We start from the raw sequence: 24,238 nt of genomic DNA on the forward strand, positions 1-24,238 counted from the left end.
GATACGTCCGGAGATTGGGTTGTGTTCCCACTATCTACGATCTGGCTCGTAGATATAGTTTATCTATGGATAGATTGTCAACGGCGGTTCGAGGCAAGAGCTCTTCAGCGAAAGAGATGTGGTACGAATCGGCTAGTATTCGTGGTGATGTAACCGCTTGATTCACGGATGCCAATGCCCGCCGGTTCGCCGTCGATGAGCCAGCTTCCGATGGCGGCATGTGTGCTGCCGCATGAAGCCAACTCGGCGTATTGCTGATAGATGAAGGGGTCCTTGGTGTGGGCGCCGGAGGTGGATTCCATGGTGATGCCGCTGAGTGACACGGTCACGTTCGCGCCTTCACGTCCGAAGAATGGCTTGCGTACCCACGACTGCAGATCGCGCGGGCCATCGAGGAAGGTTGGCAGGAGCAGTTCGTGGCCTGGGAAGAGTTCCCAGAGAATGGCGAGCAGGGCCTTGTTCGACCAGAGCATTTTCCAGATGGGCTCAATCCATTGAGTCTGGCGCATCGTGGAAAGCGCGTGCGGGCCGAAGGAATCGTTGAGCAGCGATTCCCATGGATAGAGTTTGAAGATCGTGCGGATGGGCTTACGGTCCAGATCGACAAAACTATAGGTCGATGCCTGCCAGCCGATGTCGTGCATGGTGATGGAAATCGTCTGCAGTCCGGCCTGGTGTGCCGTGTCGCGCAGGTATTCGACTGTGATCCGGTCCTCTTCTACAGGCTCAGAACCGAAGTAAACGGGCTGGGAGATGTAGGGAACCAGATCGAGCCATTTGGCGATGAGCTTTTCGTGGAGGGAGTTGAACTGGTCGGCCTGGGCATGGCCGTCCTGGAGCCAGTACCATTGCGTGACGGCGGCTTCTACGAGGGATGTTGGCGTGTCGGCGTTGTATTCGAGGAGTTTGAGATGGTTTCCGTCGTAGGCGAGATCGATGCGTCCATAGAGGGCGGGAGGTTCCTGCTGCCATGCCTGCACGATGTGCGGAATGGCTTTGGCGGGAATCCCCATCTCCGCGAAGCGGTTCTTTTCGATGATGTGGTCGCCCGCAGCAAGGCATAAACGTTGGACTTCGCTGGTCGCGGCTTCGATGCGGTCTACTTCAGCGGATGAGAGTTCCCAGTATGCGGATTCATCCCAATAGGGATTGCCTTCAAGCGAGTGGTATGTGAGCCCGGTCTGCTCGACGCGCTTCTGCCAGTCCTGGCGGGGCTGGATGGAGTGACGCTGCATTATTCGCCGCCGCCTTCGCCTCCGCCGGCATGACCGAATCCGCCGCGGGCTACCGCCTCTTCACCAGAGACGACGTGGGCTCCTGCTTCCGGGGCGGCGCTTCCTCCAACGACGGTATCGCCGACGCGTCCTCCACTCGAACCCCCATAGAGAAAGTGGGCTCCTCCAGAGCCATGGCCTGTTCGCTGTTCGCAGTTGGAGTCCGGCACGATGTGGCCCTGAGCATCGACACAGTTGCGGACCTCGACGGGGCGATTGTCACAGGCTGTGGTGGAAAGGGCGAGGGCAGTGAGTAGCGTGAGTGGAACGTCTTTCGAGCGGCGCATCTGGTGCATTTATGGTGCCGAAAGGCATGTCCGCTTGCAAGGTAAAAATGCTCACTGCTTCAGCAGGCTTTTGGCGATGAAGAGCGCGTTGGCCGGACGTTCTGCAAGGCGGCGCATGAAATAGGGATACCATTCGGTGCCGAAGGGGACGTAAACACGGGTGTTGTAGCCGTCGTGAACGAGGGACTTCTGGAGGTCACGGCGGATGCCGTAGAGCATCTGAAATTCGAAGGTCTTTGGGTCGATGTTGTTTTCGCGAACGAACTTCCTGGTGGCGGAGATCATGTCCTCGTCGTGAGTGGCGATGCCGTGATAGATGCCACTGGTGAGAAGCTGGTGCGTCAGCTTGACGAAGTTGGCGTCGACGTCTTTCTTTTCCGGGAAGGCGAGATTGGATGGCTCCTTGTAAGCGCCTTTGCAGAGGCGAATGCGGATGCCATCGCCGGTTAGCGTGCGGATATCTTCTTGGCTGCGGTGAAGATAGGCCTGAATCACGATACCGACATGGCCCCGGTTTCCGGGTTTGGCGTGGAGGCGGCGGACCATATCTATGGTCGCCTTGGTGTATTCGCTGCCTTCCATATCGACGCGGACGAAGGTGTTGGCGGCGACGGCGTGGTCGACCAGCCCAGAGACGATCTCCTCGGCGAGTCCGGGGTCGAGATCCATACCCATCTGGGTGAGCTTTACGCTGACATTGGCGTTCATGGTCGGGCGGGTCTGGATGGCGTCGAGTAGGCGGTGATAGATGTCGGCTGAGTGGCGGGCCTCGTTGGGGGTGGTGACGTTCTCGCCCAGACTGTCGAGGGTGGAGGCGATGCCGAGCCGCTGGAGGGCTTCCGCAGCATGGACTACCTCATCCAGGGTCATGCCGGCGACGAAGCGCGAGGACATGCGACGGCCTAGTTGTGACCGTTCGGAGAAGGTTCTGAGGGCGGCATTGCGGGAGAGGGCGATAAAGGCAGAGCGGAGAATCGGCATATTTTTCTATGAAAATGGGCGAACTTTTCATTTTCGCATACGAAATATAGGCGTAGGATAGTAATGCGGATTGAAATTCGTCCCCAGGTCTTTAGAGTTTTCCAAGAACAAAATCTCGTGAAGCTATTACCGAGATTAGTAACCGACGCTCCCTTGTGCGCATCTTAACGTTGTAGGCCAATTTTTTAGAAATGATATGAGAGCTGGGGACGTTCTCCGGTACTTTGCTTAAAAAGCACAGGAAGTCATGTCAGCACCTGAACGGCAGAACCGTTGCAGGCGCAGTGGAGAATTCAAATGGTGAGCAACTGCGCGAATCCTCAATGTGCCAAGCCCCTGCATTACCTGAGGGACGGGCGAGTCTTCGTATTTGAGTTGCAGGACAAGTCGGATAAGCGGGGTCACCACCTCGAACATTACTGGTTGTGTGGCGACTGCTCGCAGCGATTCCTTGTTGAATATGAGGCAAAAAACGGCGTTCGGCTTGCGCCAAGGCAATCGCTCAATAAGTTCGTTGTCAAAAATACGGTCGAAGAACGGTCGCGGCCTGTAGTCTTGGCTTCGTAAGCGAGATTTTTTACTAATGAAAGGCGCCCTTTATCGGGCGCCTTTTGTTTGGGCATTTGCCGCCAGCTTGGAGCCGGCAGCTGCCGGGTCCAGTTCCTTTACCGGCTTGCTGTAGACGCCGGTCAGCGCGTTCCAGCGCACGAAGACAAGTTCTTCCAGCATTTTGAGTCCGTCTCTGAGGTAACTGATACGAGATCGTTCGTCGTGTCCCCAGGTGACAGGAACCTCACGGATGGAATAGCCGCGCTTGATGGCGATGAAGAGAATTTCCGGGTCAAAGCCCCAGCGCTCGATCCTTTGCAATTGAAATACCGTCTGTGAGGCCTGACGGGTGAAGGCTTTGAAGCCGCATTGGGTGTCGGCGAAAGGCAACGCCATGACCATGCGCGTAACGGCATTGAAGCATCTCCCAAAAAAACGCCGGTAAAGCGGTTGCCTGAGGGTCTGCCGTTTGACTTCAAGCCAGCGCGAGCCGATGGCTATGTCAGCGCCTGCGCGAATGGCGGCGAAGAGCTGTTCCGCCTCTTCGATTGGCGAAGAAAGGTCGGCATCGGTAAACATGACAATCTCACCTGTTGCTTGCAACATGCCGTTGCGCACGCTGTAACCTTTGCCGCAGTTTTTGGGGTTGTTGATCAGGCGCACGAACGGATCTTTGGCTGCAAAGCTTTCTATGATTGAGGCGGTATTGTCGCTGGAACCGTCATTGACAACCAGCACTTCGGCATTCCAGCCACGGGCATGAACGCACTCGAGGACCCGCTCCAGCGTGTGTCCAATGCGTGCTTTTTCGTTGTAGGCAGGAATAACGATACTGTAATTCGGATTCACCCTGAGCACTATGTCCTTGAGAGTTTCTCTTTAAGAGTCTCTCTTTAAATGATACGCTGCCTCGCGGAAGTGCTTTCCTGCCTTTAATTTCCTTTCGTGACGTTTTAACAGCCGCCCGCGATGGCGCCAATGATAAGAAAAGGCTCAACGCCCCGGGCGACGGAGTCAGGCAGGGGAGCATCGGGTGATTCGTGCGACAAATCCTCCTCGCAGGCGAAGAAACGGAGGAATGGGCGGCGCTGGAGCGTGTCGTGTTCGCGGATCGTTCCCTTGAGCATGGGATAGCGCGCTTCGACCGCGTCGAGGATAGAGCGTTGCGTGACCGGGCCTTCGACCTCGATCAGCACCTCGCTCCCCTCGATGTGTGCAAGCGTTCGCAGATGCTGTGGCAGTGCGACCCTGACCGGAGATGTCATGGCAGCGTCTGCACCTCAACCGAGAGCACTGCGGGAAGGTCGCGCACGATGGGCTTCCAGGTATCTCCGTCATTTGTGGAGGCATATACCTGCCCGCCCGTGGTTCCGAAGTAGATACCACAGTCATCGAGCTTGTCGACAGCCATGGCATCGCGCAGCACATTGACGTAGCAGTTTTCCTGCGGCAGGCCGTTGGTAAGCGGCTCCCATTCGTCGCCGCCGCTTCGGCTGCGATAGACGCGCAGCTTGCCGTCGAGGGGATAGTGTTCCGAGTCGCTCTTGATGGGGACGACGTAGACTGTGTCCGGTTCGTGCGCATGCACGTCGATGGCGAAGCCGAAGTCAGTGGGCAGGTTGCCGCTGATCTCCTGCCAGGAGTCGCCGGCGTTGTCGCTGCGCATCACGTCCCAGTGCTTCTGCATAAAGAGTGTGCTGGGTTTCGTGGGGTTCATGGCGATGTGGTGGACGCAATGGCCCACCTCACAGTCCTGATCGGGAAGAAATTGCGAACGCAGGCCGCGATTGATAGGTTTCCAGGTTTTGCCGCCGTCGTCGGTACGGAAGGCTCCTGCGGCGGAGATGGCAATATAGATGCGATTCGGATCGCTGGGATCGAGAATGATGGTGTGCAGGCACATGCCGCCTGCTCCGGGCTGCCATTTCGGGCCGGTGCCGTGGCCGCGCAGGCCGGACACCTCTTGCCACGAGTGCGCCCCGTCCGTCGAGCGGAACAGTGCCGCATCCTCCACGCCGGCATAGACCGTCTCCGCATCGGTCAGCGATGGCTCCAAGTGCCATACGCGCTTGAACTCCCATGGATGCTGTGTCCCGTCATAGAACTGGTGCGTGGTCAGCGGCGCACCAGTTTCCGTCGAGGTGTCATATACAAAGCGGTTGCTCTCGCCGATGGGCCAACCTTCCGGCGATTTCCCGATGCCGCCGCCCGGTGCGTACCATGTCTTCCCGCCGTCATCGGAGCACTGCAACACCTGTCCGGACCAGCTGCTGGTCTGCGAGGCGTAAATACGGTCGGGATTCACTGGTGATCCCTTCAAGTGGTAGACCTCCCAGCCGGCAAAATGGGGGCCGCTGACGTCCCACTGCTCACGTTTGCCGTCTGAAGTGAGAATGAATGCCCCTTTTTTGGTGCCTACCAGTACACGCACTTTGCTCATGATGACTCCTCGATGAATTTGTTCGACCTTCAATCCTCTATGGCGAGAGCCGCAGATGTCCAGAAGTCGAGGCAGACATTCGGCGGAGTGGGAGATGTCCACGCTCGCTGGGTTAAAAGGAGGGTTGAGAGGCCGTCCCTCGGATCGGCGAACCACGATGTGCCGAGGCCACCATTCCAGCCGAAGCTCCCGACGCTTCCCGCGATATCGGTGTGCTTGGTGACGATGGACATGCAGAAGCCCCAGCCATGATTGTCAAAATAGCCGGGAGTAAGGCCAGAGATTGCCTTTTGCTCGGGAGTCAGCTGATCGGTTCTCATCAACTCGATTGATTTCTGGGAAAGGATGCGCTCGGGACCACGCTTGCCGGTATTCAGCAGCGACTCACTGAAGGCGAAGTAGTCATCGACGGTGGAAACCAAGCCACCGGCTCCGGACGGAAAGGCAGGGGGGCGGCTCCATTGGCCGCCATCAGCTTCATCAAATACTTCAAGCTTGCCTGTTTGTGGATTGAGCCAATAGCTGGTTGCAAATCGGTTGATCTTGGCTGCCGGTACGCTGAAGTCAGAGTCCTTCATGGCGAGTGGCCCGAAGATGCGCTCGCGCAAGAAAGCCTCGAATGGCTGGCCAGAGGCGCGAGCGATGAGCACGCCAAGAACGTCTGCGGGGGTGTCGTACATCCACATCTCGCCGGGCTGGTGCATGAGCGGGAGGGTGCCCAGGCGGTGAATCCATTCGTCAGGAGCGGGCTTGGTCGCGGGGTTCGGCGCGCCCATGCCGATCTGGAGTTCATTCGCGGCTTTCAGGATCGGGTAAGCGTCAGGGGCCGCGACCATCTGGCCAAAGCCCATGCGGAAGGTCAGCAGATCGCGTACGGTGATGGGGCGCTTTGCCGGTACCGTGTCGTCTAGCTTTGCGTCGATTCTTTTGAGGACGCGGCGATTGGCGAGTTCGGGCAGGAGGTGATCCACGGGGTCGTCCAGACGTAGGACGCATTCCTCAACCAGGATCATGGTCGCTGCGGCAGTAATCGGCTTGGTCATGGAGGCGATGCGAAAGATAGTGTCGCGCTGCACGGGATTGGTCTCGCCGATCTTCTTCATGCCGACCGCATCGACGTCGATCTGGCCGCGGCGGCTCACGAGCGTGACGATTCCGGGTACTTCGCCACTGTCGACGTAGCCGGACATGACGCCGTGCATCCGGTTCAGGCCCTTGGCAGACAGACCTGAAGCAGGTGCTGCCTTCGATTCTGCGCTCACCCCCTTCGGTGGCGCTTTTGTAGCGGCGGACATAGACATATTGGATGGCGCGACGACGGCAGCGGAGGCTGCCGCGCCCTTCAGGAAAGTGCGACGATCGACGCCTGTCGTCATGCTCTCACTCGAACACTCAAGGTTTTCTCCTACATGTTCATGAGCGCTTTCTGCTACGAGGAAAACGTAGTGGCACGGATGGAAAAATGCAACTGGTTTGAGCTGGGAGGGTTCAAGCGGGCGATTCAATTGGCGGCGCCGACGCGAGCGAGTATCGCGTCGGCGAGAGAAAAGTGTTTCAGGCTCGTTTCATTGTTTCCGGAATCAGCTTTGCGTTGCGATCTGTGATGCTGACCGTTCCTGCCATTTTCCGCGGGTGAAATCGGGGAACCTGGCTGGCGCGCTGCCATTGGCTACTGAAGCGGTGCTGAGTGGACCGGGCGCCGACCATGCGGCTGCATCATAGACATCCATATCTGGCACGAGGCCCTGATGCATGCACTGCAGCAGGCGATAGAGCATGATGTAGTCCATGCCGCCGTGGCCGCCGAGTTTTTGTGCGATAGCGCCTTCTTCTTTCCAGAGGGGATGCTGGTACTGCTTCCAGTTATCGATGCTGCCCCACGCTTCGCCGCCGGCCTGTTCGTCGAAGTAGATGCGAGGCGGATAGTCGGCGAACACGCCCTTGGTCCCAGCGATGATGTTGATGCGGTCGTAGGGGTGGGGATTTACCGTGTCGTGTTTCAGCGTAAGGGTGAGCCCATTTGCGGTCTTGATGAGCGAAGTGTTCATGTCGCCGTTTATGTATCGCTCAGACCATCTGGGATCGGAAGAGGGCACGTGGGCTTTGCGATATTGTTCAAGCCCATGTTGCGGCGTACTCATGGAGACGAGGTAATCGAAACGGTCGCCGCGCTGAATGCCCATGTAGTTTGCGACCGGGCCCAATCCGTGGGTCGGGTAGAGATTGCCGTTGCGCTCGGTGTGCACGGTACGACGCCACAGGCCTTCACCTTTATTGGAGAAGAGTTCGTCGCGCAGATCATGGATGTACGCGCCTTCGCCATAGAGAATGTCGCCGAAGAGTCCGGCATGTACCATGCGGAGAACGAGCGTCTCGTTGTACCCGTAACAGCAGTTTTCGAGCATGATGCAATGGCGGCGAGTCTGCTCGGATGTGTTGACGAGCTTCCAGCAGTCTTCGATGGTTGTGGCTGCGGGGACTTCGACGCATGTGTGCTTGCCGTGCGTCATAGAAGCAACAGCCATTTCGACATGCCAATTCCAAGGAGTGGCAATGATGACGAGATCAAGATCGTCTCTTGCAACCAGCGATTCGAATGCGTGATCGCCTTTGGTGTAGAGCTCGGGCGATTTCTGTCCGGACTTCACAACGAGCGATTGCGCGTGCTCGGCTTTTTCCTGCACGATGTCGCACAAAGCGAGGATCTGTGCATCGGCTCCCAGAAGGTTTTCGAGAAGGTTGGTGCCTCGGCCTCCGGTGCCGATGATGCCGATCTTCGGATTGACTGGCGTGAATGGCATGCCGATGACGCTGGATGTGTTGGGCTTCGAAGACTCAGCGTCAAGTTGCGGGAGTGTTGCGCCGATTGCGGTCATGGTTCCTAGTCTAAGAAAGCTCCGGCGAGACAGATCATCATGTGAAATAGCCGATTTGTCGTTCATCTCTCTCCTGATTTCGATTGGCCTGTTTTCGATAGCTATATGCCTTCGTTTGGTTTTGATTTTACATATAGCATTGGTTGAGTACTTTATGCTACCTTACGGCTCATTACGAATTGCTGTTTAAGTCTGGTCTGAGCGGCCAGCAAGGAGGGCTGGATGCACGCCACAGTCAGCACGCTGAAGGCTGAAGGAATCCGGCCGCCGGTGACTCGAAAAGTTACGATATCGCCGCCCATACGCAATGTTGCGGTCGATGCGTATCGCGGCCTGGTGATGCTCCTGATGATGGGCGAAGTGATGAGCTTTGCCAAGGTGGCCCGAGCCTTTCCTGACAGCCTTTTCTGGCGCGTGCTGGCATTCAATCAAAACCATGTGGAATGGGCCGGCATGAGTCTTCACGACACGATTCAGCCGGGATTTACTTTCCTGGTGGGTGTGGCTCTTCCTTATTCGATAAACAGCCGCATTGTGAAAGGTCAAAGCTTCGGGAAAATGCTGGCACATACCTTGTGGCGGAGTCTATTGCTCATCGCGCTGGGTATTTTCCTGAGGTCGACACACAGCACCCAGACGTATTTCACCTTTGAAGATACGCTGACGCAAATTGGCCTAGGATATACGTTTGCTTTTCTGCTGGCATACTGCAAGCCCAAATGGCAGTGGGCTGCGCTGGGTGCGATTTTGTTTGCATATTGGCTGGCCTGGGCGCTGTATCCGGTGCCGGGACCGAATTTCGATTACGCTGCCGTTGGCGTTTCGGCGGACTGGCACCACAACTTTACCGGGTTTGCTTCTCACTGGAACAAGAATAGCAATCTGGGACAGGCGGTGGATGTCTGGTTCCTGAATCTCTTTCCGCGGGCTTCAAGGTTTGTCTATAACGATGGCGGCTACCTCACGTCGAGCTTTATTCCAACGCTTGGGACCATGCTGCTTGGCCTTTTCGCAGGTCGATGGTTTCGTGAAGTGGCTCCGAAGATTCCGATCAAACGCTTTGTGCTGGTTGGATTGGCCCTTATGGCTGCGGCCTTGCTTCTGCATGTGACAGGGATTTGCCCGATTGTGAAGCGCATCTGGACGCCTAGCTGGACGCTCTTCAGCGGCGGAGTCTGCTTCCTTTTCCTTGCGTCGTTTTCGTGGTTGATTGACGTCAAAGGGTATCGGCGCTGGGCCTTCCCGCTGGTTGTGGTCGGTATGAATTCGATTGCGGCATACCTGATCGCTCATTTGTGGGAAGACTTCATTATCGAGAACCTGCATATCAATCTCGGATCTGCGCCGTTCAGGATCTTCGGCACGGGCCTTGAGCCTTTCATGCTTGGTGTTACGGTGATGCTGATTTACTGGCTCACTCTCTACTGGATGTATCGTAGAAAACTTTTCCTGCGCATTTGACAAGCAATTCCCGAACCTTTTCTCCTGAACGTCGGGCTTTCATCAGGTCTGCTGCATGTGCAGATCTTTTGGATATTTTCCGAAGAGATAGGCGAAGGTCTCGTTCCCATATCGATCGACCTGCTTGCCAGCCGGTTTGTGCCACCCGAATTTTGTAAAACATCCCATGGTTACTGCGGGGAATTTCCGCTCCTTCTACCCGTCTACAGTTGTGGTAGTTACTGCCGGAGGCCGCAAATTCACGTCTCCCTCTAAAATACAAATATGAAATAGAATTTCTATTGAAAAGTGATCGATTGAAGATCTACACTTCGGCTTTTATGCGGGGGCGCAATGCATATCGATGATCGCTTTGAGCGGGTCCTGAATCGGGTGGACGAGTTCGTAATAGAAATACCTTCCTGGGGATTTGCAAACACCGGCACCCGGTTCGGCAAATTTCTACAGGCAGGGGCGGCGGGAACGCTGGAGGAAAAGTTTGCGGACGCTGCGCAGGTGCGGGCTCTGACCGGGGCTACGCCGAGCATGGCGTTGCATGTTTTGTGGGATCTGCCGGGCGGCGTAGACGACGCGCCGAAAGTGAAACGCCTGGTGACCGAGTACGGAGTTCGAGCGGGGTCGATTAATCCGAACCTGTTTCAGGACCAGGAATACAAATTCGGGTCCATCTGCAATCCGGATGGGAATATCCGGCGAAAAGCCATCGATCATCTGCTCGACTCGGTTGAAATTGCAATGGCACTCGATTCGCAGGATGTGTCGCTGTGGGTGTCTGACGGATCGAATTATCCCGGCGCGCAGAGTATTCGCAAGCGCATTCTGTGGGCCGAAGAGGCGATGCAAGCGACGCATGATGCCCTGGCAGATGGCCAGCGGATGCTGATCGAGTACAAGCCGTTTGAGCCGGCATTCTATTTCACGGACTTCGCCGATTGGGGAATGGCGGCGAACCTCGCCCGCGTGGCTGGTCCGAAGGCGCTGGTGCTGGTGGATACGGGGCATCATTATCAGTCGCAGAATATTGAGCAGATTGTTGCGTGGCTGCTGCATTTGCGGCTGCTGGGCGGTTTTCACTTAAACGATCGCCGCTACGCAGACGATGATTTGACGATTGGCTCAATTGATCCCTATCAGGTTTTTCGCATCTTTCATGAGATTCTGAGTGAGCCGTCTAGCGATGTCACGCGCGATGTTGCGTACATGATTGACCAGAGCCACAACATCAAGGGCAAGATGGAAGCGATGGTCCAGACTGTTGTTTCTGCGCAGGAGCTTTTTGCCAAGGCGCTGCTGGTGGATCGTGACAGGCTGGCGGAATTGCAGGCAGAAGCGAAGACGGTGGAGGCGGAAGAGTGCATGCGCGAGGCTTTCTGGAGCGATGTGCGGCCTGTGTTGAAGACTTGGCGCGAGCGGCGTGGATTGCCGAAGGATCCACTCAAGGCGCTGCGCGAGAGCGGGTACGTGGAGAAGATTGAACGGGAGAGGAGGGCGCGCAACTCGTCGCTTTCCGCCAGCTACGCCTGAGAGTCGTTTGCGATTCGAAACAGGAACAACTTAAATACCGGAAGTGAGGAAGCAGTCATGTCAGCCACGGTAACGGTAGATCAGAAACTCAAGCTCAAATATCTGGAGGACGGCTGGAATGGGGCTGAGACAGCGCAGATGGACGAGCCGGAATTGCTGCGCTATCGCTCCAATCTGCTCGGCTCTGATCTGCGTATTACCAATTTTGGCGGCGGCAACACCAGCTCGAAGATCATGATGAGCGTTCCGTTGGACGGGAAGGCTCGGCAGGTTTTGTGGGTAAAGGGGAGTGGTGGCGACCTTGGCAGCATTAAGCGGAGCGGCTTTGCCACGCTTTATCTCGATAATCTGCTGGCATTGGAGGCGCTCTATAGGGGTGTTGAGTTCGAAGACGAGATGGTGGACTACTATCCGCTGTGCACGTTTGGCGTGAATCCGGTGGCGTCTTCGATTGATACGGCGCTGCATGGATATCTGCCGTTTCCGCATGTCGATCACCTTCATCCCGACTGCGCGATTGCGTTGGCGGCGTCGGCGAATGGCAAAGAGAAGATGGAGGAGTTCAATCGGACTTATGGGCATAAGCTGGTCTGGCTTCCGTGGCAGCGCCCAGGATTTGAGCTGGCCATGATGCTGAAGCACGGAGTTGCGAGCGAGCCGGGTTGCGATGGCGTGATTCTTGGCGGGCACGGATTGTTCACATGGGGCAACACTCAGCGAGAATGCTATGCCAATACTATTGCGGTGATCGATCAGATGACGGACTTCATCGAGAAGCATATTGCGATGAAGGGCGAGAGTATTTTTGGCGGTCAGCGCCGTCAGTCGCTTGATTCAAGGCGTGACGTCGCCATGGAGATCCTTCCATTCCTGCGCGGTCGGGTTTCGCAGCAGAAGAGGCTGATTGGCAGCTATAGCGATTTGCCGGAGGTGTTGGAGTTTGTGAATTCCGCCGATGCGGCGAAGCTTGCTTATCTGGGCACGAGCTGCCCGGATCATTTCATTCGCACTAAGATTCGGCCTCTCTTTGTGGACTGGGATGCTGCGACCGGCATTGATTCATTGAAGCAGCAGATTGAGAGCGGGCTGACTCAATATCGTGCTGACTACGCTGCTTACTATAATGCACACCGCGATGCGGAGTCGCCTGCGATGCGCGATCCGAATCCGACGATGGTGCTGATTTCAGGTGCAGGCATGTTCAGCTTCGGCAAGAATAAGGCTGAATCGCGGATTACGGGCGAGTTTTACGTCAATGCGATTCACGTGATGAAGGGCGCTGCGGCGCTTGAAGAAGGGAAGATCGCCGGCCCTGTTCCTCAGAGCAAACCTTCGGGCTCGGCCAATGATTTCAAAGTTGAAGATAATTATGTGGCCTTGCCTGCATCCGAGGCTTTTCGTATCGAGTACTGGAAGCTCGAAGAGGCGAAGATTCGTCGGCAGCCTCCGGAAAAAGAGTTGAGCCGACAGGTAGTGCTTGTGGTTGGCGGCGGCAGCGGCATTGGTAGAGAGGTTGCGCTGCTCGCAGCGGAGCGGGGCGCTCATGTCGTGGTTGCGGATCGCGATCAGGCTGCGGCGCAAAAAGTGGCAGAAGAGACGAACGCGATCTCGGGCAAAGAGACAGCTGTTGCCGCAGCGGTTGACATTCGCAGCCGCGATTCGATTCGCGCTGCTATGCGGGAGACGGTGGCGAGCTTCGGCGGCATCGATATTCTTGTGAATACCGCTGCTCTGTTTCCTACTTCTCCGGATGGTGTGATCAGTGAGGCGCAGTGGGCGCTGACACTTGAAGTGAATGTCACGGCAAACTATCTGCTCGTTGAAGAAATCGGCAAATTACTGCGCGACCAGAATTTGGCAAGCTGTGTTGTGCTGACCAGCTCGGCGAATGCGGTTGTGCCCAAGAAGGGGAGCGAGGCGTACGACGTAAGCAAGGCGGCACTGAGTCATCTTGTGCGCGAGCTTGCTGTTTCGCAGGCTCCGTTGGTGCGCGTGAATGGCATCAGTCCGGCGACTGTGGTGAAGGGCTCGACGATGTTTCCACGCGACCGCGTGATCGCTTCACTCAAGAAGTATGAAATTCCTTTTGATGCGAATCTGAGCGACGAAGAGCTGCGTATGATTTTGGCGAAGTTCTATGCCAAGCGCACGCTGACACATCAGCCGATTGATCCGCGTATTTGCGCCGAATCGATTCTCTTTCTGGCCGGCCCCAAGGCTCCATGCACGACGGGACATATGATTCCCGTGGATGGCGGCTTGACAGACGCATTCCTTCGCTAGCTCCTATGCCGGACGACCTTCCTTCAATTGTGGCGATCGATCTGGGCGCGGAGAGCTGCCGCGTCTCGCTTTTACGTTGGGACGCGCGAAAGCCGCGGATCGAACTGGTGCATCGCTTCAGCAATGCGCCGGTTGAGCACGATGGCGGGTTGTATTGGAATCTTGATCGCATCTGCGCGGGTCTGGATGAAGGTCTTGACCGCTGCGCGCAGTTGGTCGATGGGCAAGTCGCTTCGATTGGCGTGGATGGATGGGCGGTCGATTATGTGCGTCTGCAGGCTGACGGAACTCCGATTGGCGCGCCCCATTGCTATCGCGACATTCGAAATGAAGCGGCTGAGGAAGATGTGCGGCAGCGTATCTCTCCGGAGGAGATGTTTGCGCTCAGCGGCGTGCAGCCTCTGCGCATCAATACGTTGAACCAATTGGTGGCTGACCGGCTTGGGGGCGTTGCGCAGGATGCGCCATGGGTGAATCTGCCGGAATATGTGCTGATGCGATTGGGCGGAGAGCGCGTGGCCGAGTTCAGCAATGCGACGCATACGGGATTAGTCGATGCGACGACGAAAACCTGGAACAAAGAACTCTTTGAGCGCTCTGGGCTGGATATGTCCGCTGCTCCTTCAAATGTTTCGACCGGCGAGGCGCTTGGAGAGGTGAGAGGCCAGCTTGCGCAAGAGAGGGTTTTTGCGGGAGCGCGGCTGATTGCGCCTTGCTGTCACGATACGGCTTCAGCGGTTGCAGGCATTCCGATTCTTGGCGATGACTGGGCATACATCAGTTCCGGAACATGGTCGCTGGTTGGTGCGCTTCTTGATCATTCGGTTTGCAGTCGGGAAGCGTTTCAGGCTGGATTCACGAATCTTGGCGCGGCGGGCGGCCAAATCTGTTTTCACAAGAATGTGAATGGCATGTGGCTTTTGAAGCAGTGCCTTGCTCAACTTTGTCCGGATGACAAGATGTGGCCAATGCTAGAACTTGTCGCAGCGGCGGAATCGCTGCCTGCGCCAAAACATCTTCTGGACGTCGACGATCCTGAGCTGCTTCTGCACGGCAATATGGCGTCGCGCATCAATGTGCAGCTTGAGCGGCGAGGGCTGGCTCCGTTGGATGAGCGCGCTTCTGCAATGCCCCAGTTTGCATCGCTGATTTTTCACAGCCTGGCTGCGCGTTATGCGGAAGTGTTGAAGAACGCCGCGGCGATTACGGGCAAGAAGCTGAAGCGGCTCTCGATTGTTGGCGGGGGTAGCCTGAATCAGTTTCTGAATCGCCTCACGAGTGAGGCTACAGGTCTGGAGCTTACCTGCGGCGTTGCTGAAAGCTCGACGGTTGGGAATTTCGCAATTCAGCTTGCGGTGCTGGAGAGCGCCGGCGGATCGCGGGAGCGAATTGCACACTGGGCCGGCGCCCTTGCCAGCATGCACGAGTGTTGATGCGCTACTGTGCGGCGATTTCGTAGTGTCCGGCCTCCTTGATGGTGACGACGGCGCGTGTTCCGTTTTCGGCGGACTCGCTTTGCGTCGTCTTGCTGTTGACTGTGATCTGCGCGCCTGCATTGGTTACCGGTACGGATATGCGAGCCTCTGTCTGTGAGGGCAGATCGAGGCTGATGGCGGTGCCCTGGCCTTCTTTCTTGAGCGAGACGTTCAGCATGCCGTGCGGTGTGGGCTCGCCGCCCTTAGCCCATGCGAGGTCGATGAGGTCAGGACGGATGTCGACGGTTGAGAAACCGGGGCCAGTCGCGTGGATGCCGAGGACTTCTTCCATGAGCCAGGGGGTAACGCCTGAGGACCAGCCATGTGCGAGGCTGACGCGATATCCGGACATGTTGTCGGCCTGCAGAGATCCGTGCGCGTCGTCCTTGTACCACGAGGGGTCGTAGCCCTCCCAGAAGCTGGTGGCGCCTTCATCGACCATGCCGCCCCAGTATTGCCGAATCCAGTCGAGCGTTTCAGCGCGGTGGCCCATCTTCGCCATAGCGCTGATGACGTAGTAGTTGTAATACGGCGTGATGATGAGCGCGTTGTACTTGATCTTGCCTACGCTTCCGAGTGATGCTTTCCAGATGTCGTCGTATTGTGACGGATCGGCTGCGCCGGAGAGCACGGCCATCGCGTTCACCTGCCAGCGGTCGCCATAGGAGTTGGTCTGCTTGTCGAGCAAGTACTTCTTTGCGGCTGCCTTCAGGTCATCGAGCTTTTTCGCGAAGAGCGGCGCGTTTACCTTGTCGCCCATTTCGTTGAGCAGATAGACGCCCTGCGCGAAGGCGGCGATGAATTCAAGCTGCGTGCCGCGACGGGCTTCCGGCGTGTCGCCATTCAGTTCCTGCGACCAGTCCACGAAGGGCCATGATTTGTGATTGTTTGCGTAGAGGTTGCGGTTGTCGAGTTCCGTTTCCATGTAGTGCATGAGATCGACGAGCCGATCGTGAAATGACATCAGCTGCTTCTTGTCGCCCATGTGCCGGTAGTATTCGGCTTCGCCTGTGATCCAGAAAGCCGAGTAGCCGGCGATGCCGTTGACGTGCTGGCGGATGGGCGCCGGTCCCATGAGGCGGTCGAGCGTGTCTTCCATGAGGAAATGATCGTAGAAGGAGTCGTTGATGGTGCGCCCGCTTACGTCAAGGTCGCCCATCCAGCGGCCGCGGTCGCGCTTGGGCGCGTCCCAGATGTCGTCCTGCATGCAGAGATGCGCGGTGTAGGCGCCGATGGTCCACATGAGGTTGAGCTTTGGATCGGAGGACTCGAAGGATCCCTGGTACTTGACCGGGTAGTAGATGAGGTCGTTGTCGATGGATTTGAAGCGCAGCTTTTGTCCGCCGACGAAGCGGATGATGGCATAGCGGAATGTGCTTTTAGGGGCAAACGCTGAGCCGTGTGGCGGGATGTAGAGCGCGTTCTCGCCCAGGTAGGGCTGCTTTAAGGCTTCTGCGTCGGATTCGCCGTATTGCACGGTGACGGTTGCGGCGGAGTCTGAATCGGAAACGAAATGCAGGCGGCCGTTTGTGTTGCGGCCGAAGTCGAGAATGATCTGCGGAGCGTCGGTGTTGTCGACTTGGGCTGAGGGCAAATCTACCGAAAACTCTGAGCCTGAGCTGTTGCTTTTGAGCGCGTCGGCGTTCTGGATGGTTCCTACACCGCCATAGACGTGCTCAACGCTTACTGGCAAAAGGGGTGCCTGTGCAAGGAAGGACGAGATACCATCGTATCCGGGCCAGTCGTACATGCCGGCGTCGGCATTCCATTGCAGCAAGTCGATGTGGCCTTCGATGGGGCCAAGACTGTCGGCAGAGGGCCACGATTTGTCGTCAAAGCCGGCGTTCTGCCAGCCGTTGCCAGCGCTCATCGATGCCTTCCAGCTTTTGTCGCTGATCAGCAGGGCGGGGCCGTTCACTCCTCGGGGTGCGGAGACCAACTTTACGGCAAGAATTTTGCCCATGGTGAGTTGCACAGTGAGGCGGCTGTTGTTGAATCCGTTGACGCCTCCGCCACGCACAGCTTCAATCGCGATCACATTCTTTCCGGCATGAAGCGCGCGGGTCACGTCCATGGGAAAGACATGAACACCGATGGGCGAGTCGAGGTTGGATTGAAACTGACCGACTTGCTGGCCGTTGACGAAGACGCGAACCGAGCGAGGGCCGGCGAGATAGAGCGTGGCAGCGGCGGGCACGTCGCCGAGGTCGAATTCGCGGCGGAAAAAGTGCGGTCCCGTTTCCTCGTTTTCCTTCAAGCCTTCGTAGGTAAGGAGTGCGTCGCTTTTGACTGCGTCCTGCTGGGTCCAGATGTACTCTTCGGGTAGCTGCTTGTGGGTTGCAGATTCCAACTGAGGCTGTGTGATGCTGCGGGTCGGGTCGAGTTGATCGAGAGGAATCTCAGCCGGCTTGAGAGCCTGCGCAATGGCCAGAGTGGAAAAGGTCGCAGCTATGCTGATTCCGAGGCAGACTCTTTTTTTCAACGGACTCCTCCTTGCTTGGATGCGCTGGTTGTCGTGGTTGCTCCGAGGTAGTTACCGTACCCTACGATGATGGTCGAGCCGACGAGCACGATCAGCGTGCAGGCTACCAGCAGGCGCGTCCGCATGCTCGCTCCCTTCCACTCTTTGAGGGCGATTCCCCAGAGCGTGCTGAAGATGATGATGCTGGCCATGTGCAGCGTCCAGCTTGAAAATTTGAAGCGGCCCATCTGCGTTTCGCCCATGGTGTAGAAGAAGAACTGAAAGTACCAGGTTGTTCCCGCCAGGGCAGAGAAGAGGTAATTGGCCACGATGGGAACGCGTCCATTGTCGTCGCCGTGCTCCTTGCGGTCGACGGCGATTTCGACGGCGGGAGCATCAGTTGCGGTCTCGATGATGGGCTCTTCACTAATGGTTGGGATGTGGCCACGGGTGATCAGCGAAAGATATTGGTAACCGGTACGGTTACGGATGTTGAGGATCAGGCACCAGATGAAATTGGTCGTGAATCCTCCTGCGAGAAGGACGACCAGTACCGGCAAACCTTGCCAGAGGGTTGAGGTGCCATGGCGCAGCGTGATTTGCTTGATGGGGTCGCCCGCTGCCAGTCCGTAGGCGAAGCATGCGCTCATGATGCCGCAAAAGGTGGCGACGAGCAGGCCGCGCTTGAGGTCGAACTCCTTGATAGCGGCGCGCTTTTCCTCCTCAGACATCTCGCGTTCCTTGGAAATGCCTGCTGACCCGGCGAAGATGATACCGGCAACACATACGGCCACGCCGATGAGAATGATGATTCCGGAGCGCGTGCTCAGGACTTCCGAAACGAATTGCCCGCGAAAAATCGGGGGCATGAGTGTCCCGAAGACGGCGGTGTATCCCAATGCCACGGCCATGCCCAGCGACATGCCGAGGAAGCGCATGGTGAGGCCGAAGGTGAGGCCGCCTAGTCCCCACAGAACGCCGAAGATGTAGGTCCAAGCGAGGCTGCTCGTCGGCGCTTCATGCAGGACGGCAATCAGGTCGCGCGTCATGAATCCAGCGAGGAACCAGGGAACGATGATCCAGCTGAAAACGCCGCCTACGAGCCAGTAGGTTTCCCAGGCCCATCGCTTTACGCCGCGGTAGGGAACATAGAAGCTGGCAGATGCAAGCCCTCCCAGCCAGTGCAAGAAGACTCCCAATAACGGGTTTGCCCCCACGAATCGTACTCCCCTTACCAGGGTCGTCACCCTGGTTCGCGCCCGCTTCGAGGCGTCTCGGTGAATCTGTTGCATTGTAATCTATTCACCATTTGAAACAACCGGTAAGTCACGTAGGGTGTGTCTTTGGGGATACACTGAGCATTTTTGCAGGTGTCGTCTCGTGGGGGAGTATGTAACTTCATGATGAGGTGGGGCTGCCATGGTCAGACTCTTGAAGTCGCTCGTCAGCGCTGTATTGATAAGCACATTGCTCGCAAGCCCGATACGGGGCGCGGACGGCGGATCGCCAGCCACACGGCCGAGGATAGGGCTGGTGCTGAATGGCGGCGGCGCGCTTGGGCTGGCGCATATCGGCGTATTGCGCTGGCTGGAAGAACATCACATTCCTGTCGATGTGGTTGCCGGCACGAGTATGGGTGGGCTGGTTGGCGGCGTTTATGCGACTGGCAAATCTCCCGACCAAGTGCGCGACCTGGTGGCCGGCATTGACTGGGATCAGATGCTGAGCGATGGCGTGCCGTATCGCGATCTGTCGGTCCGAAGGAAGCAAGACGCAGAGAGATATCCGATCCCGATTGTGCTTGGCTGGAAGAAAGGGCTGGTCACTCAGGGGGGATACAAGGCGGGGCAGCAGATACAACTCCTGCTCGACAAGATTGCTCTGCCTTATTCCGATGTTCACAATTTTGACGATCTCCCCATTCCCTTTGCCTGCGTAGCTACGGACTTGGTTTCCGGTAGGGCCCACGTCTTTCGGTCGGGCTCGCTTGGCCTCGCCATGCGGTCTACGATGTCGCTACCGGGTATTTTTTCGCCGGTGAGAACCCCGGACGCGATCTACGCCGATGGAGGGCTGGTTGATAATCTGCCGGTAGATGTGGCCAAGCAGATGGGCGCCGATGTCACGCTGGCGATCTATCTCCAGACTGCTCCCATTAAAGCTGATGAGCGCTTTACTTCCGTAGGAGTGCTGGGGCGCGGCATCAGCGTGATGATCGCTGCCAACGAACTGAGAAGCATGGAGCAGGCGGACGTCCTGGTCAGCGTTCCATTGCAGAAATTCACAGCGCTCGAGTACAGCAAGTCCAAAGACCTGATTCAGCAAGGATATGATGCCGCCCAGAGCAAGGCTACCATTCTGGAAAAGCTGGCCGTGGACGATGCGACCTGGCAGCAGTATCTGGCCCAGCGCGCGAGCCGGACACGGTCACTGCCGATTCCTAAATTTGTTGAAGTCACCGGCGTTCCGCCGAATGACGCGGAGCAGATCAAGCAGCAGCTGACACCGGATCTAGGAAAACCGATTGACCCTGACTCACTTTCCAAACAGCTCACAACCATTGTGGGCGACCAGCGCGTATCCAATTTGAACTATGGATTGGCAACCAATCTGTCAGGAGTACCTGGCCTTACGATTAACGGGTCGGCGGATACATTTGGGCGGAACATTATCCGACCTCTGATTGTGGTGAATGGATGGGATTATCAGAATGTGACGCTGAGCGTGGGCGCGCGCTTGACGATGCTCGATCTGGGTAAATTCGGCGCGGAATTGCGGAGCGACCTTCTCTTAGGATCAGAATATGAGTTCAGCTCCGAGTATTTTCGTCCGCTCACGCGCTCACGCCGATGGTTTGTGGCTCCTCAGATATTTGTCGACAATGCGCCCTTGAATATTTACTCTTCGCAAGGCTTAATCGCAGAGTATCGAAACAGAGTCACGGGCGGCAGAGGGGACTTCGGATACCTTTCGCCGCGCCTGACTGAATTCCGAGTCGGCTATGAGGCCGCCGATCAGAGACTCTACCCGAATATTGGCAATCCCACGCTCTACCCTCGGGTCACCGGTCGATTGGGCGATACGCATGCGCGTTTCAGTCTTGATTACCTCGATAATCCAATCACGCCAATGTCTGGTTATCGGCTGCAAACGAGGATGGAATGGTGGGATGCAAAGCCCGCGGCGGGCACAACGTTTCCTCTGGCTGAACTGTCAATGATCGGATTTCGTCCGTTCACACCGAAGTCGTCAATGTATCTCGCAGCATCAGGTGGAAGCACGCTGTGGAAGAACCCCGGCGGTTTGCCTCCGTTTTCGCTGGGCGGATCGTTCAAATTGCCTGCGTTCAACACGAATGAACTGCTCACGAACCAGTATTTCCTCTTCCAGGGAGGGTACATGCGGCAGTTGGGGCAACTCACGCCTCTGGTGGGGGGCAAGGTGCTTCTTTTTGTTGGAGGCGACCTCGGAAAGGCCTACTATTTGAAGGAGACGCTCAATCTTGCTGGGGATGGGTCGGTGGGACTGATCATCAATACTCTGCTCGGACCGATTGTTGTCGGGACCGCATTTGGGAATGAGGGGCACAAGAAGGTCTTCTTTGAGATCGGGCGCACGTATTTCTGATTTGTCGTGATTAGACTAGCTGAAAGTAGCCGGTCTTGATAAGAGCCGCCGCGTCTCTTGCGTCGACGCTCAGGGTGTTTACCGAGCCGTTGAATTGGTAGTGTCGTCCGGTTATTGGTCCACGTACCAATACAGGTGACGGCTGCTTGAACCGCACGTTGACGGATGAGCCCGCCGTGTGAGTCTGGGCGATGGCTGGCTTATTTTGGGTGAGTGCGGCGCGTTGCTGACCACAGCATGCCATTTGTCTTCCCCTCATATTTTGCGATCTTAAACATCCGCAGGAGGCTCAAAGATCACAGGCTCTTTGATGAACTTGTTCGCAAGGGATGCTGCTCCTGAGAGCGCAAGCCATACGACGATTCTGTCCAGCATTCCGCTCACAACAAAGAGTGCAAACGGAATGCTGATCCAGATGCTGAGGCAATAGAAACAGTCCATCAGCTTACCCCAGATAGTGGTTCCGAGATTGCGGCGCAGACGTACGATCAAGTCCCAGGGGCCATCCTCTGCTGCCAGAAGGTGCGACAGACGCCACACGGCGAGTGCTGCTATCACAAATCGGAACCACGTATTGGTCTCCATTCGGCGGCTATGTCCCGATATCGTTGATGATGTTGACTGCGAACAATATCGGTCCCGAGCTGTTGTTATTGCCGCCGTCTCCAACCCAGGTGGTGTCGCCGACTACCAGTTCGAGTACATAGGCGCAACGGCACCCGCGTGGGAGTTGCCACGGGTTCGTGGGCACGCAAGGATTGTTGGGATCGGGCGGCGGCCCGCCATCGAGAGCTGTAACGATATCCCACGAAGCGAGTAGTGCGGCCTGTGCCGTTGTAGGCGGCGTTGCCTGCCACAGGTTCGGAACGCGCACCGTAGGTGACGTTCCTGCCGGCGCGCCGTTGGGCGTGTAATCCGAGGCAAGGAATGAGCGCATCGAGCCGCCGTTCTTCTGATAGCTGAGGGAATACGACCCGAAGTTATCGTTCGGCAGCTTCTGCGCCGCAGTGATGTCGATGGGATAATCCCAGGCGAGGCCGAGGACGGGCGCGGTCGTTCCAACGTAGTCCTTCAAATGAAGATCGCCGCAGCCAACCACATTTCCAACCTGCGTGATCAAGCCTGTGACCGGATAGTTATCGATCCAGACCGTGATCTGGTCTTCGCCAGCCGGAACAACCGGAGTGTGCGGCGGCGTAATGGGGGCTTCGTCCACTTCGAGGAAGATCACATACCGGCCGCTCGTGCCGCTGCTCCATTTGTTGATTGAACTGATTTTCGGCACGGTGTGCGGAGACGGGAAGAGGCAAAGTTCTGTCGACCATGACGCAACGAGATCGCCATTGAGAATGGTGTTCGGCGTGGTTGGACTCAACGGGCAGCCCGAGGACCATGGATGCGATGGAGTGTTGTCATAAATGACCGGTGCAATCAAGGGATTGCCGCCCAAGGCGGTTGGGCTCGGAGTGGGAGCAGGCAAGGGAATTGCTCCGGGCGCAGGACCGAATTCGGATAGCTGATACTGCGTCATCTGGTTGCCACAACCGAACGCATAGGCGCTTCCGGTTACGCTGATGAGGCCGCCAACGGACTGCTCGAAAGCCGGGTTGGAGACATTCTGCACCATCTTGATAATCGATGGGCTGGGGTTGAATGGGTCCTGCCCCACCGTGGCTGCGACGGTGGCCACTGCGGTGATTTGGATGGCATTGATCGCCAGGTTGAAGACGGCACTCACCTGAAGATGCAGACCACCGCTTCCGTACACGTCCAGATAGACGGTTACGGTTGTCGTGGCTGGCGGCAGCAGATCGACATCGAGGTATCCCAGGACTCCGTTATTGACCGGCGTTCCAGACGATGGATTCACGGGTGGCCTTGAGCAATCCGGATACACTACGGCATCGTTGATGATGGGGCCGCCAACGCTGTAGCTGAGCGTGTAGGACGTGAAGGCTGCGCCTGCCGCTGTGCCGTCAATCTCAATACCCGAAAGATTGCTGCATGCAGCAACGAACGTGAGCGATGAGCAGGCAGGCGGCGTATCGATGATGGCGATGAGAGGTTGGAAGCAGCGGCGCAATTGCAGGAAGAATTCTTCGAGGCAGCGGAGCGCTTCGACCAGCGTTTTCGCTCGCCCGAGGCAGCAGCCGAACTCAAGTGCAGCTACGCAATAGCAGCAACAATTGCGAGCGAGAGGACCAACCCCGATTTGTTCAAAGCTTTTGCCGAAGAGTACGCGAGATGCCTCAGGCGAGCATAGGCGCTGAAAAAGTGAAGCTGCGGCGTTGTTGTCTACATTGCAGTCGATCGCGCCCGCGATAATTTCCTTGGGAATATCGATGGGATATTCGAGGTCCTTGATCTGGTCCTTGATGGTTGGCGCATAGGCAGTCGCAAGAATCTTTACCAGCGTGCTGAAGTCGCGTTGTTCTTCAACTGTCGGCGGCGCAGACACCGGCTCGCCCAGAGCCTGACGAACGCAGCGCCAGTATTGATACAGATAGTAAGCAAAGCCACGAAATGTGCGCGGTCCACGGCAAACCAGCCAGCCGAATATTAAGCAGCAGAGGATGCGTCGATAACACCACTCCCACTGGTCAGGATTACCGAGGATCTGGCGGCCCTCCACGGGTAGCACGCGGAGAGCGACATCTTTGGTGAAGAATCGTTCGAAAAGCGTAACCGCAATCGCGATTTCGTCGTCGCAGGTGGGCGGGTGCGCCTGCGATTCCTTGATCAGCGTCGCAGCCGATTCAGAAACTCTTAACTCGTGCTCGAGGATCGGGCGATAAGCTGCAAGAAAGGTATTGAGGACTGCCTGGAAATCCTGGTTCTGGGTCAGAGTGGGGTCGTTGAGATCAGCCATGGAAATTCTCCTTTGAGTACGCGTCGTTGGAGGAGAACGTCCGCTACGTAACAATCGATGGTGGTCGGCTGCTTGCACCCGTTACAACAAAGTTACGAACTCAAGAGGCGATCGTTTGACAGGGATGAGAG

The 24,238-nt window shown here is 56.9% G+C and carries 19 protein-coding genes; 5 read left to right on the plus strand and 14 right to left on the minus strand.

The features are described 5' to 3' along the window. Positions 1 to 104: 104 nt before the first annotated feature. The 8 genes from H7849_RS02705 to H7849_RS02740 form a co-directional block, all read right to left on the minus strand. Positions 105 to 1,235: a glutathionylspermidine synthase family protein gene (locus H7849_RS02705; protein ID WP_186743939.1), complete on the minus strand. Its 1,131-nt coding sequence runs from the start codon at positions 1,233 to 1,235 to the stop codon at positions 105 to 107. Further along, the gene (locus tag H7849_RS02710; protein ID WP_186743941.1) at positions 1,235 to 1,561 is read right to left on the minus strand and encodes a hypothetical protein; all 327 of its coding nucleotides are present in this window, start codon (positions 1,559 to 1,561) and stop codon (positions 1,235 to 1,237) included. Before H7849_RS02710 ends, H7849_RS02705 begins: the two co-directional genes overlap by 1 nt. A gap of 51 nt (positions 1,562 to 1,612) precedes the next feature. Then, positions 1,613 to 2,542 carry a proline dehydrogenase family protein gene (locus tag H7849_RS02715; RefSeq protein ID WP_186743942.1) on the minus strand — a complete coding sequence of 310 codons (930 nt, stop codon included), beginning with the start codon at positions 2,540 to 2,542 and terminating at the stop codon, positions 1,613 to 1,615. A 597-nt stretch (positions 2,543 to 3,139) separates the two neighbouring features. Continuing rightward, on the minus strand, positions 3,140 to 3,940 hold the full coding sequence (locus H7849_RS02720; RefSeq protein WP_251106568.1) for a dolichyl-phosphate beta-glucosyltransferase: 801 nt from the start codon (positions 3,938 to 3,940) through the stop codon (positions 3,140 to 3,142). Positions 3,941 to 4,044: 104 nt separating this feature from the next. Beyond that, positions 4,045 to 4,356, minus strand: coding sequence for a MoaD/ThiS family protein (locus H7849_RS02725; RefSeq protein ID WP_186743944.1), 312 nt, complete (start codon positions 4,354 to 4,356; stop codon positions 4,045 to 4,047). Continuing rightward, entirely contained in the window at positions 4,353 to 5,531 is a 1,179-nt protein-coding gene (locus H7849_RS02730; RefSeq protein WP_186743946.1) for a WD40/YVTN/BNR-like repeat-containing protein, read from the minus strand. The genes H7849_RS02725 and H7849_RS02730 overlap by 4 nt, the downstream gene beginning before the upstream one ends. A gap of 29 nt (positions 5,532 to 5,560) precedes the next feature. Beyond that, positions 5,561 to 6,907, minus strand: coding sequence for a serine hydrolase domain-containing protein (locus H7849_RS02735; protein ID WP_186743948.1), 1,347 nt, complete (start codon positions 6,905 to 6,907; stop codon positions 5,561 to 5,563). A 204-nt stretch (positions 6,908 to 7,111) separates the two neighbouring features. After that, positions 7,112 to 8,407: a Gfo/Idh/MocA family protein gene (locus H7849_RS02740; protein ID WP_251106569.1), complete on the minus strand. Its 1,296-nt coding sequence runs from the start codon at positions 8,405 to 8,407 to the stop codon at positions 7,112 to 7,114. 222 nt (positions 8,408 to 8,629) lie between these two features. Here H7849_RS02740 and H7849_RS02745 point away from each other — a divergent pair, with 222 nt between their 5' ends. Continuing rightward, on the plus strand, positions 8,630 to 9,868 hold the full coding sequence (locus H7849_RS02745; RefSeq protein ID WP_251106570.1) for an acyltransferase family protein: 1,239 nt from the start codon (positions 8,630 to 8,632) through the stop codon (positions 9,866 to 9,868). 42 nt (positions 9,869 to 9,910) lie between these two features. On the opposite strand, the gene H7849_RS27040 is transcribed toward H7849_RS02745, so the two are convergent. Then, the gene (locus H7849_RS27040) at positions 9,911 to 10,036 is read right to left on the minus strand and encodes a hypothetical protein (protein ID WP_285288927.1); all 126 of its coding nucleotides are present in this window, start codon (positions 10,034 to 10,036) and stop codon (positions 9,911 to 9,913) included. A 165-nt stretch (positions 10,037 to 10,201) separates the two neighbouring features. On the opposite strand from H7849_RS27040, the gene H7849_RS02750 reads away from it, so the two are divergent. Genes H7849_RS02750 through H7849_RS02760 form a run of 3 tightly spaced genes read left to right on the plus strand, consistent with a single transcriptional unit; the run spans position 10,202 to position 15,108 of the window. Next, positions 10,202 to 11,392: a sugar isomerase gene (locus H7849_RS02750; RefSeq protein WP_186743952.1), complete on the plus strand. Its 1,191-nt coding sequence runs from the start codon at positions 10,202 to 10,204 to the stop codon at positions 11,390 to 11,392. A 57-nt stretch (positions 11,393 to 11,449) separates the two neighbouring features. Continuing rightward, positions 11,450 to 13,675: a bifunctional rhamnulose-1-phosphate aldolase/short-chain dehydrogenase gene (locus tag H7849_RS02755; protein ID WP_186743954.1), complete on the plus strand. Its 2,226-nt coding sequence runs from the start codon at positions 11,450 to 11,452 to the stop codon at positions 13,673 to 13,675. A 5-nt stretch (positions 13,676 to 13,680) separates the two neighbouring features. Next, on the plus strand, positions 13,681 to 15,108 hold the full coding sequence (locus H7849_RS02760; protein WP_186743956.1) for a rhamnulokinase: 1,428 nt from the start codon (positions 13,681 to 13,683) through the stop codon (positions 15,106 to 15,108). Positions 15,109 to 15,112: 4 nt separating this feature from the next. Here H7849_RS02760 and H7849_RS02765 read toward each other — a convergent pair whose 3' ends face one another. Beyond that, entirely contained in the window at positions 15,113 to 17,632 is a 2,520-nt protein-coding gene (locus tag H7849_RS02765; RefSeq protein ID WP_251106571.1) for an alpha-L-rhamnosidase-related protein, read from the minus strand. Further along, positions 17,629 to 18,828: an L-rhamnose/proton symporter RhaT gene (gene rhaT, locus H7849_RS02770; RefSeq protein ID WP_186743958.1), complete on the minus strand. Its 1,200-nt coding sequence runs from the start codon at positions 18,826 to 18,828 to the stop codon at positions 17,629 to 17,631. Before rhaT ends, H7849_RS02765 begins: the two co-directional genes overlap by 4 nt. A 202-nt stretch (positions 18,829 to 19,030) precedes the next feature. On the opposite strand from rhaT, the gene H7849_RS02775 reads away from it, so the two are divergent. Next, complete coding sequence (locus H7849_RS02775) at positions 19,031 to 21,238, plus strand: patatin-like phospholipase family protein (protein WP_186743960.1); 2,208 nt, start codon at positions 19,031 to 19,033, stop codon at positions 21,236 to 21,238. A gap of 10 nt (positions 21,239 to 21,248) precedes the next feature. Here the strand turns inward: H7849_RS02775 and H7849_RS02780 are convergent, their stop codons facing one another. Genes H7849_RS02780 through H7849_RS02790 form a run of 3 tightly spaced genes read right to left on the minus strand, consistent with a single transcriptional unit; the run spans position 21,249 to position 24,107 of the window. Further along, positions 21,249 to 21,482 (minus strand): hypothetical protein, encoded by a 234-nt coding sequence (locus H7849_RS02780; protein WP_186743962.1) that lies wholly within the window; start codon positions 21,480 to 21,482, stop codon positions 21,249 to 21,251. Between the two features lie 26 nt (positions 21,483 to 21,508). Continuing rightward, positions 21,509 to 21,823: a DUF1360 domain-containing protein gene (locus H7849_RS02785; RefSeq protein WP_186743964.1), complete on the minus strand. Its 315-nt coding sequence runs from the start codon at positions 21,821 to 21,823 to the stop codon at positions 21,509 to 21,511. Positions 21,824 to 21,830: 7 nt separating this feature from the next. After that, positions 21,831 to 24,107 (minus strand): hypothetical protein, encoded by a 2,277-nt coding sequence (locus H7849_RS02790; protein WP_186743966.1) that lies wholly within the window; start codon positions 24,105 to 24,107, stop codon positions 21,831 to 21,833. Positions 24,108 to 24,238 lie beyond the last annotated feature (131 nt).

The sequence above is a fragment of the Alloacidobacterium dinghuense genome (assembly GCF_014274465.1).
Classification (GTDB): Bacteria; Acidobacteriota; Terriglobia; order Terriglobales; family Acidobacteriaceae; genus Alloacidobacterium; species Alloacidobacterium dinghuense.

What these genes read in the sequence shown, in the direction of transcription:
- H7849_RS02760 (WP_186743956.1), top strand. Translation starts at nt 13,681, where the DNA reads ATGCCGGACGACCTTCCTTCAATTGTGGCGATCGATCTGGGCGCGGAG.
- H7849_RS02740 (WP_251106569.1), bottom strand. Translation starts at nt 8,407, where the DNA reads ATGACCGCAATCGGCGCAACACTCCCGCAACTTGACGCTGAGTCTTCG.
- H7849_RS02775 (WP_186743960.1), top strand. Translation starts at nt 19,031, where the DNA reads ATGGTCAGACTCTTGAAGTCGCTCGTCAGCGCTGTATTGATAAGCACA.
- H7849_RS02735 (WP_186743948.1), bottom strand. Translation starts at nt 6,907, where the DNA reads ATGACGACAGGCGTCGATCGTCGCACTTTCCTGAAGGGCGCGGCAGCC.
- H7849_RS02705 (WP_186743939.1), bottom strand. Translation starts at nt 1,235, where the DNA reads ATGCAGCGTCACTCCATCCAGCCCCGCCAGGACTGGCAGAAGCGCGTC.
- H7849_RS02710 (WP_186743941.1), bottom strand. Translation starts at nt 1,561, where the DNA reads ATGCGCCGCTCGAAAGACGTTCCACTCACGCTACTCACTGCCCTCGCC.
- H7849_RS02785 (WP_186743964.1), bottom strand. Translation starts at nt 21,823, where the DNA reads ATGGAGACCAATACGTGGTTCCGATTTGTGATAGCAGCACTCGCCGTG.
- H7849_RS02715 (WP_186743942.1), bottom strand. Translation starts at nt 2,542, where the DNA reads ATGCCGATTCTCCGCTCTGCCTTTATCGCCCTCTCCCGCAATGCCGCC.
- H7849_RS02750 (WP_186743952.1), top strand. Translation starts at nt 10,202, where the DNA reads ATGCATATCGATGATCGCTTTGAGCGGGTCCTGAATCGGGTGGACGAG.
- H7849_RS02730 (WP_186743946.1), bottom strand. Translation starts at nt 5,531, where the DNA reads ATGAGCAAAGTGCGTGTACTGGTAGGCACCAAAAAAGGGGCATTCATT.
- H7849_RS02780 (WP_186743962.1), bottom strand. Translation starts at nt 21,482, where the DNA reads ATGGCATGCTGTGGTCAGCAACGCGCCGCACTCACCCAAAATAAGCCA.
- H7849_RS02755 (WP_186743954.1), top strand. Translation starts at nt 11,450, where the DNA reads ATGTCAGCCACGGTAACGGTAGATCAGAAACTCAAGCTCAAATATCTG.
- H7849_RS02745 (WP_251106570.1), top strand. Translation starts at nt 8,630, where the DNA reads ATGCACGCCACAGTCAGCACGCTGAAGGCTGAAGGAATCCGGCCGCCG.
- H7849_RS27040 (WP_285288927.1), bottom strand. Translation starts at nt 10,036, where the DNA reads ATGGGATGTTTTACAAAATTCGGGTGGCACAAACCGGCTGGCAAGCAG.
- H7849_RS02725 (WP_186743944.1), bottom strand. Translation starts at nt 4,356, where the DNA reads ATGACATCTCCGGTCAGGGTCGCACTGCCACAGCATCTGCGAACGCTT.
- H7849_RS02790 (WP_186743966.1), bottom strand. Translation starts at nt 24,107, where the DNA reads ATGGCTGATCTCAACGACCCCACTCTGACCCAGAACCAGGATTTCCAG.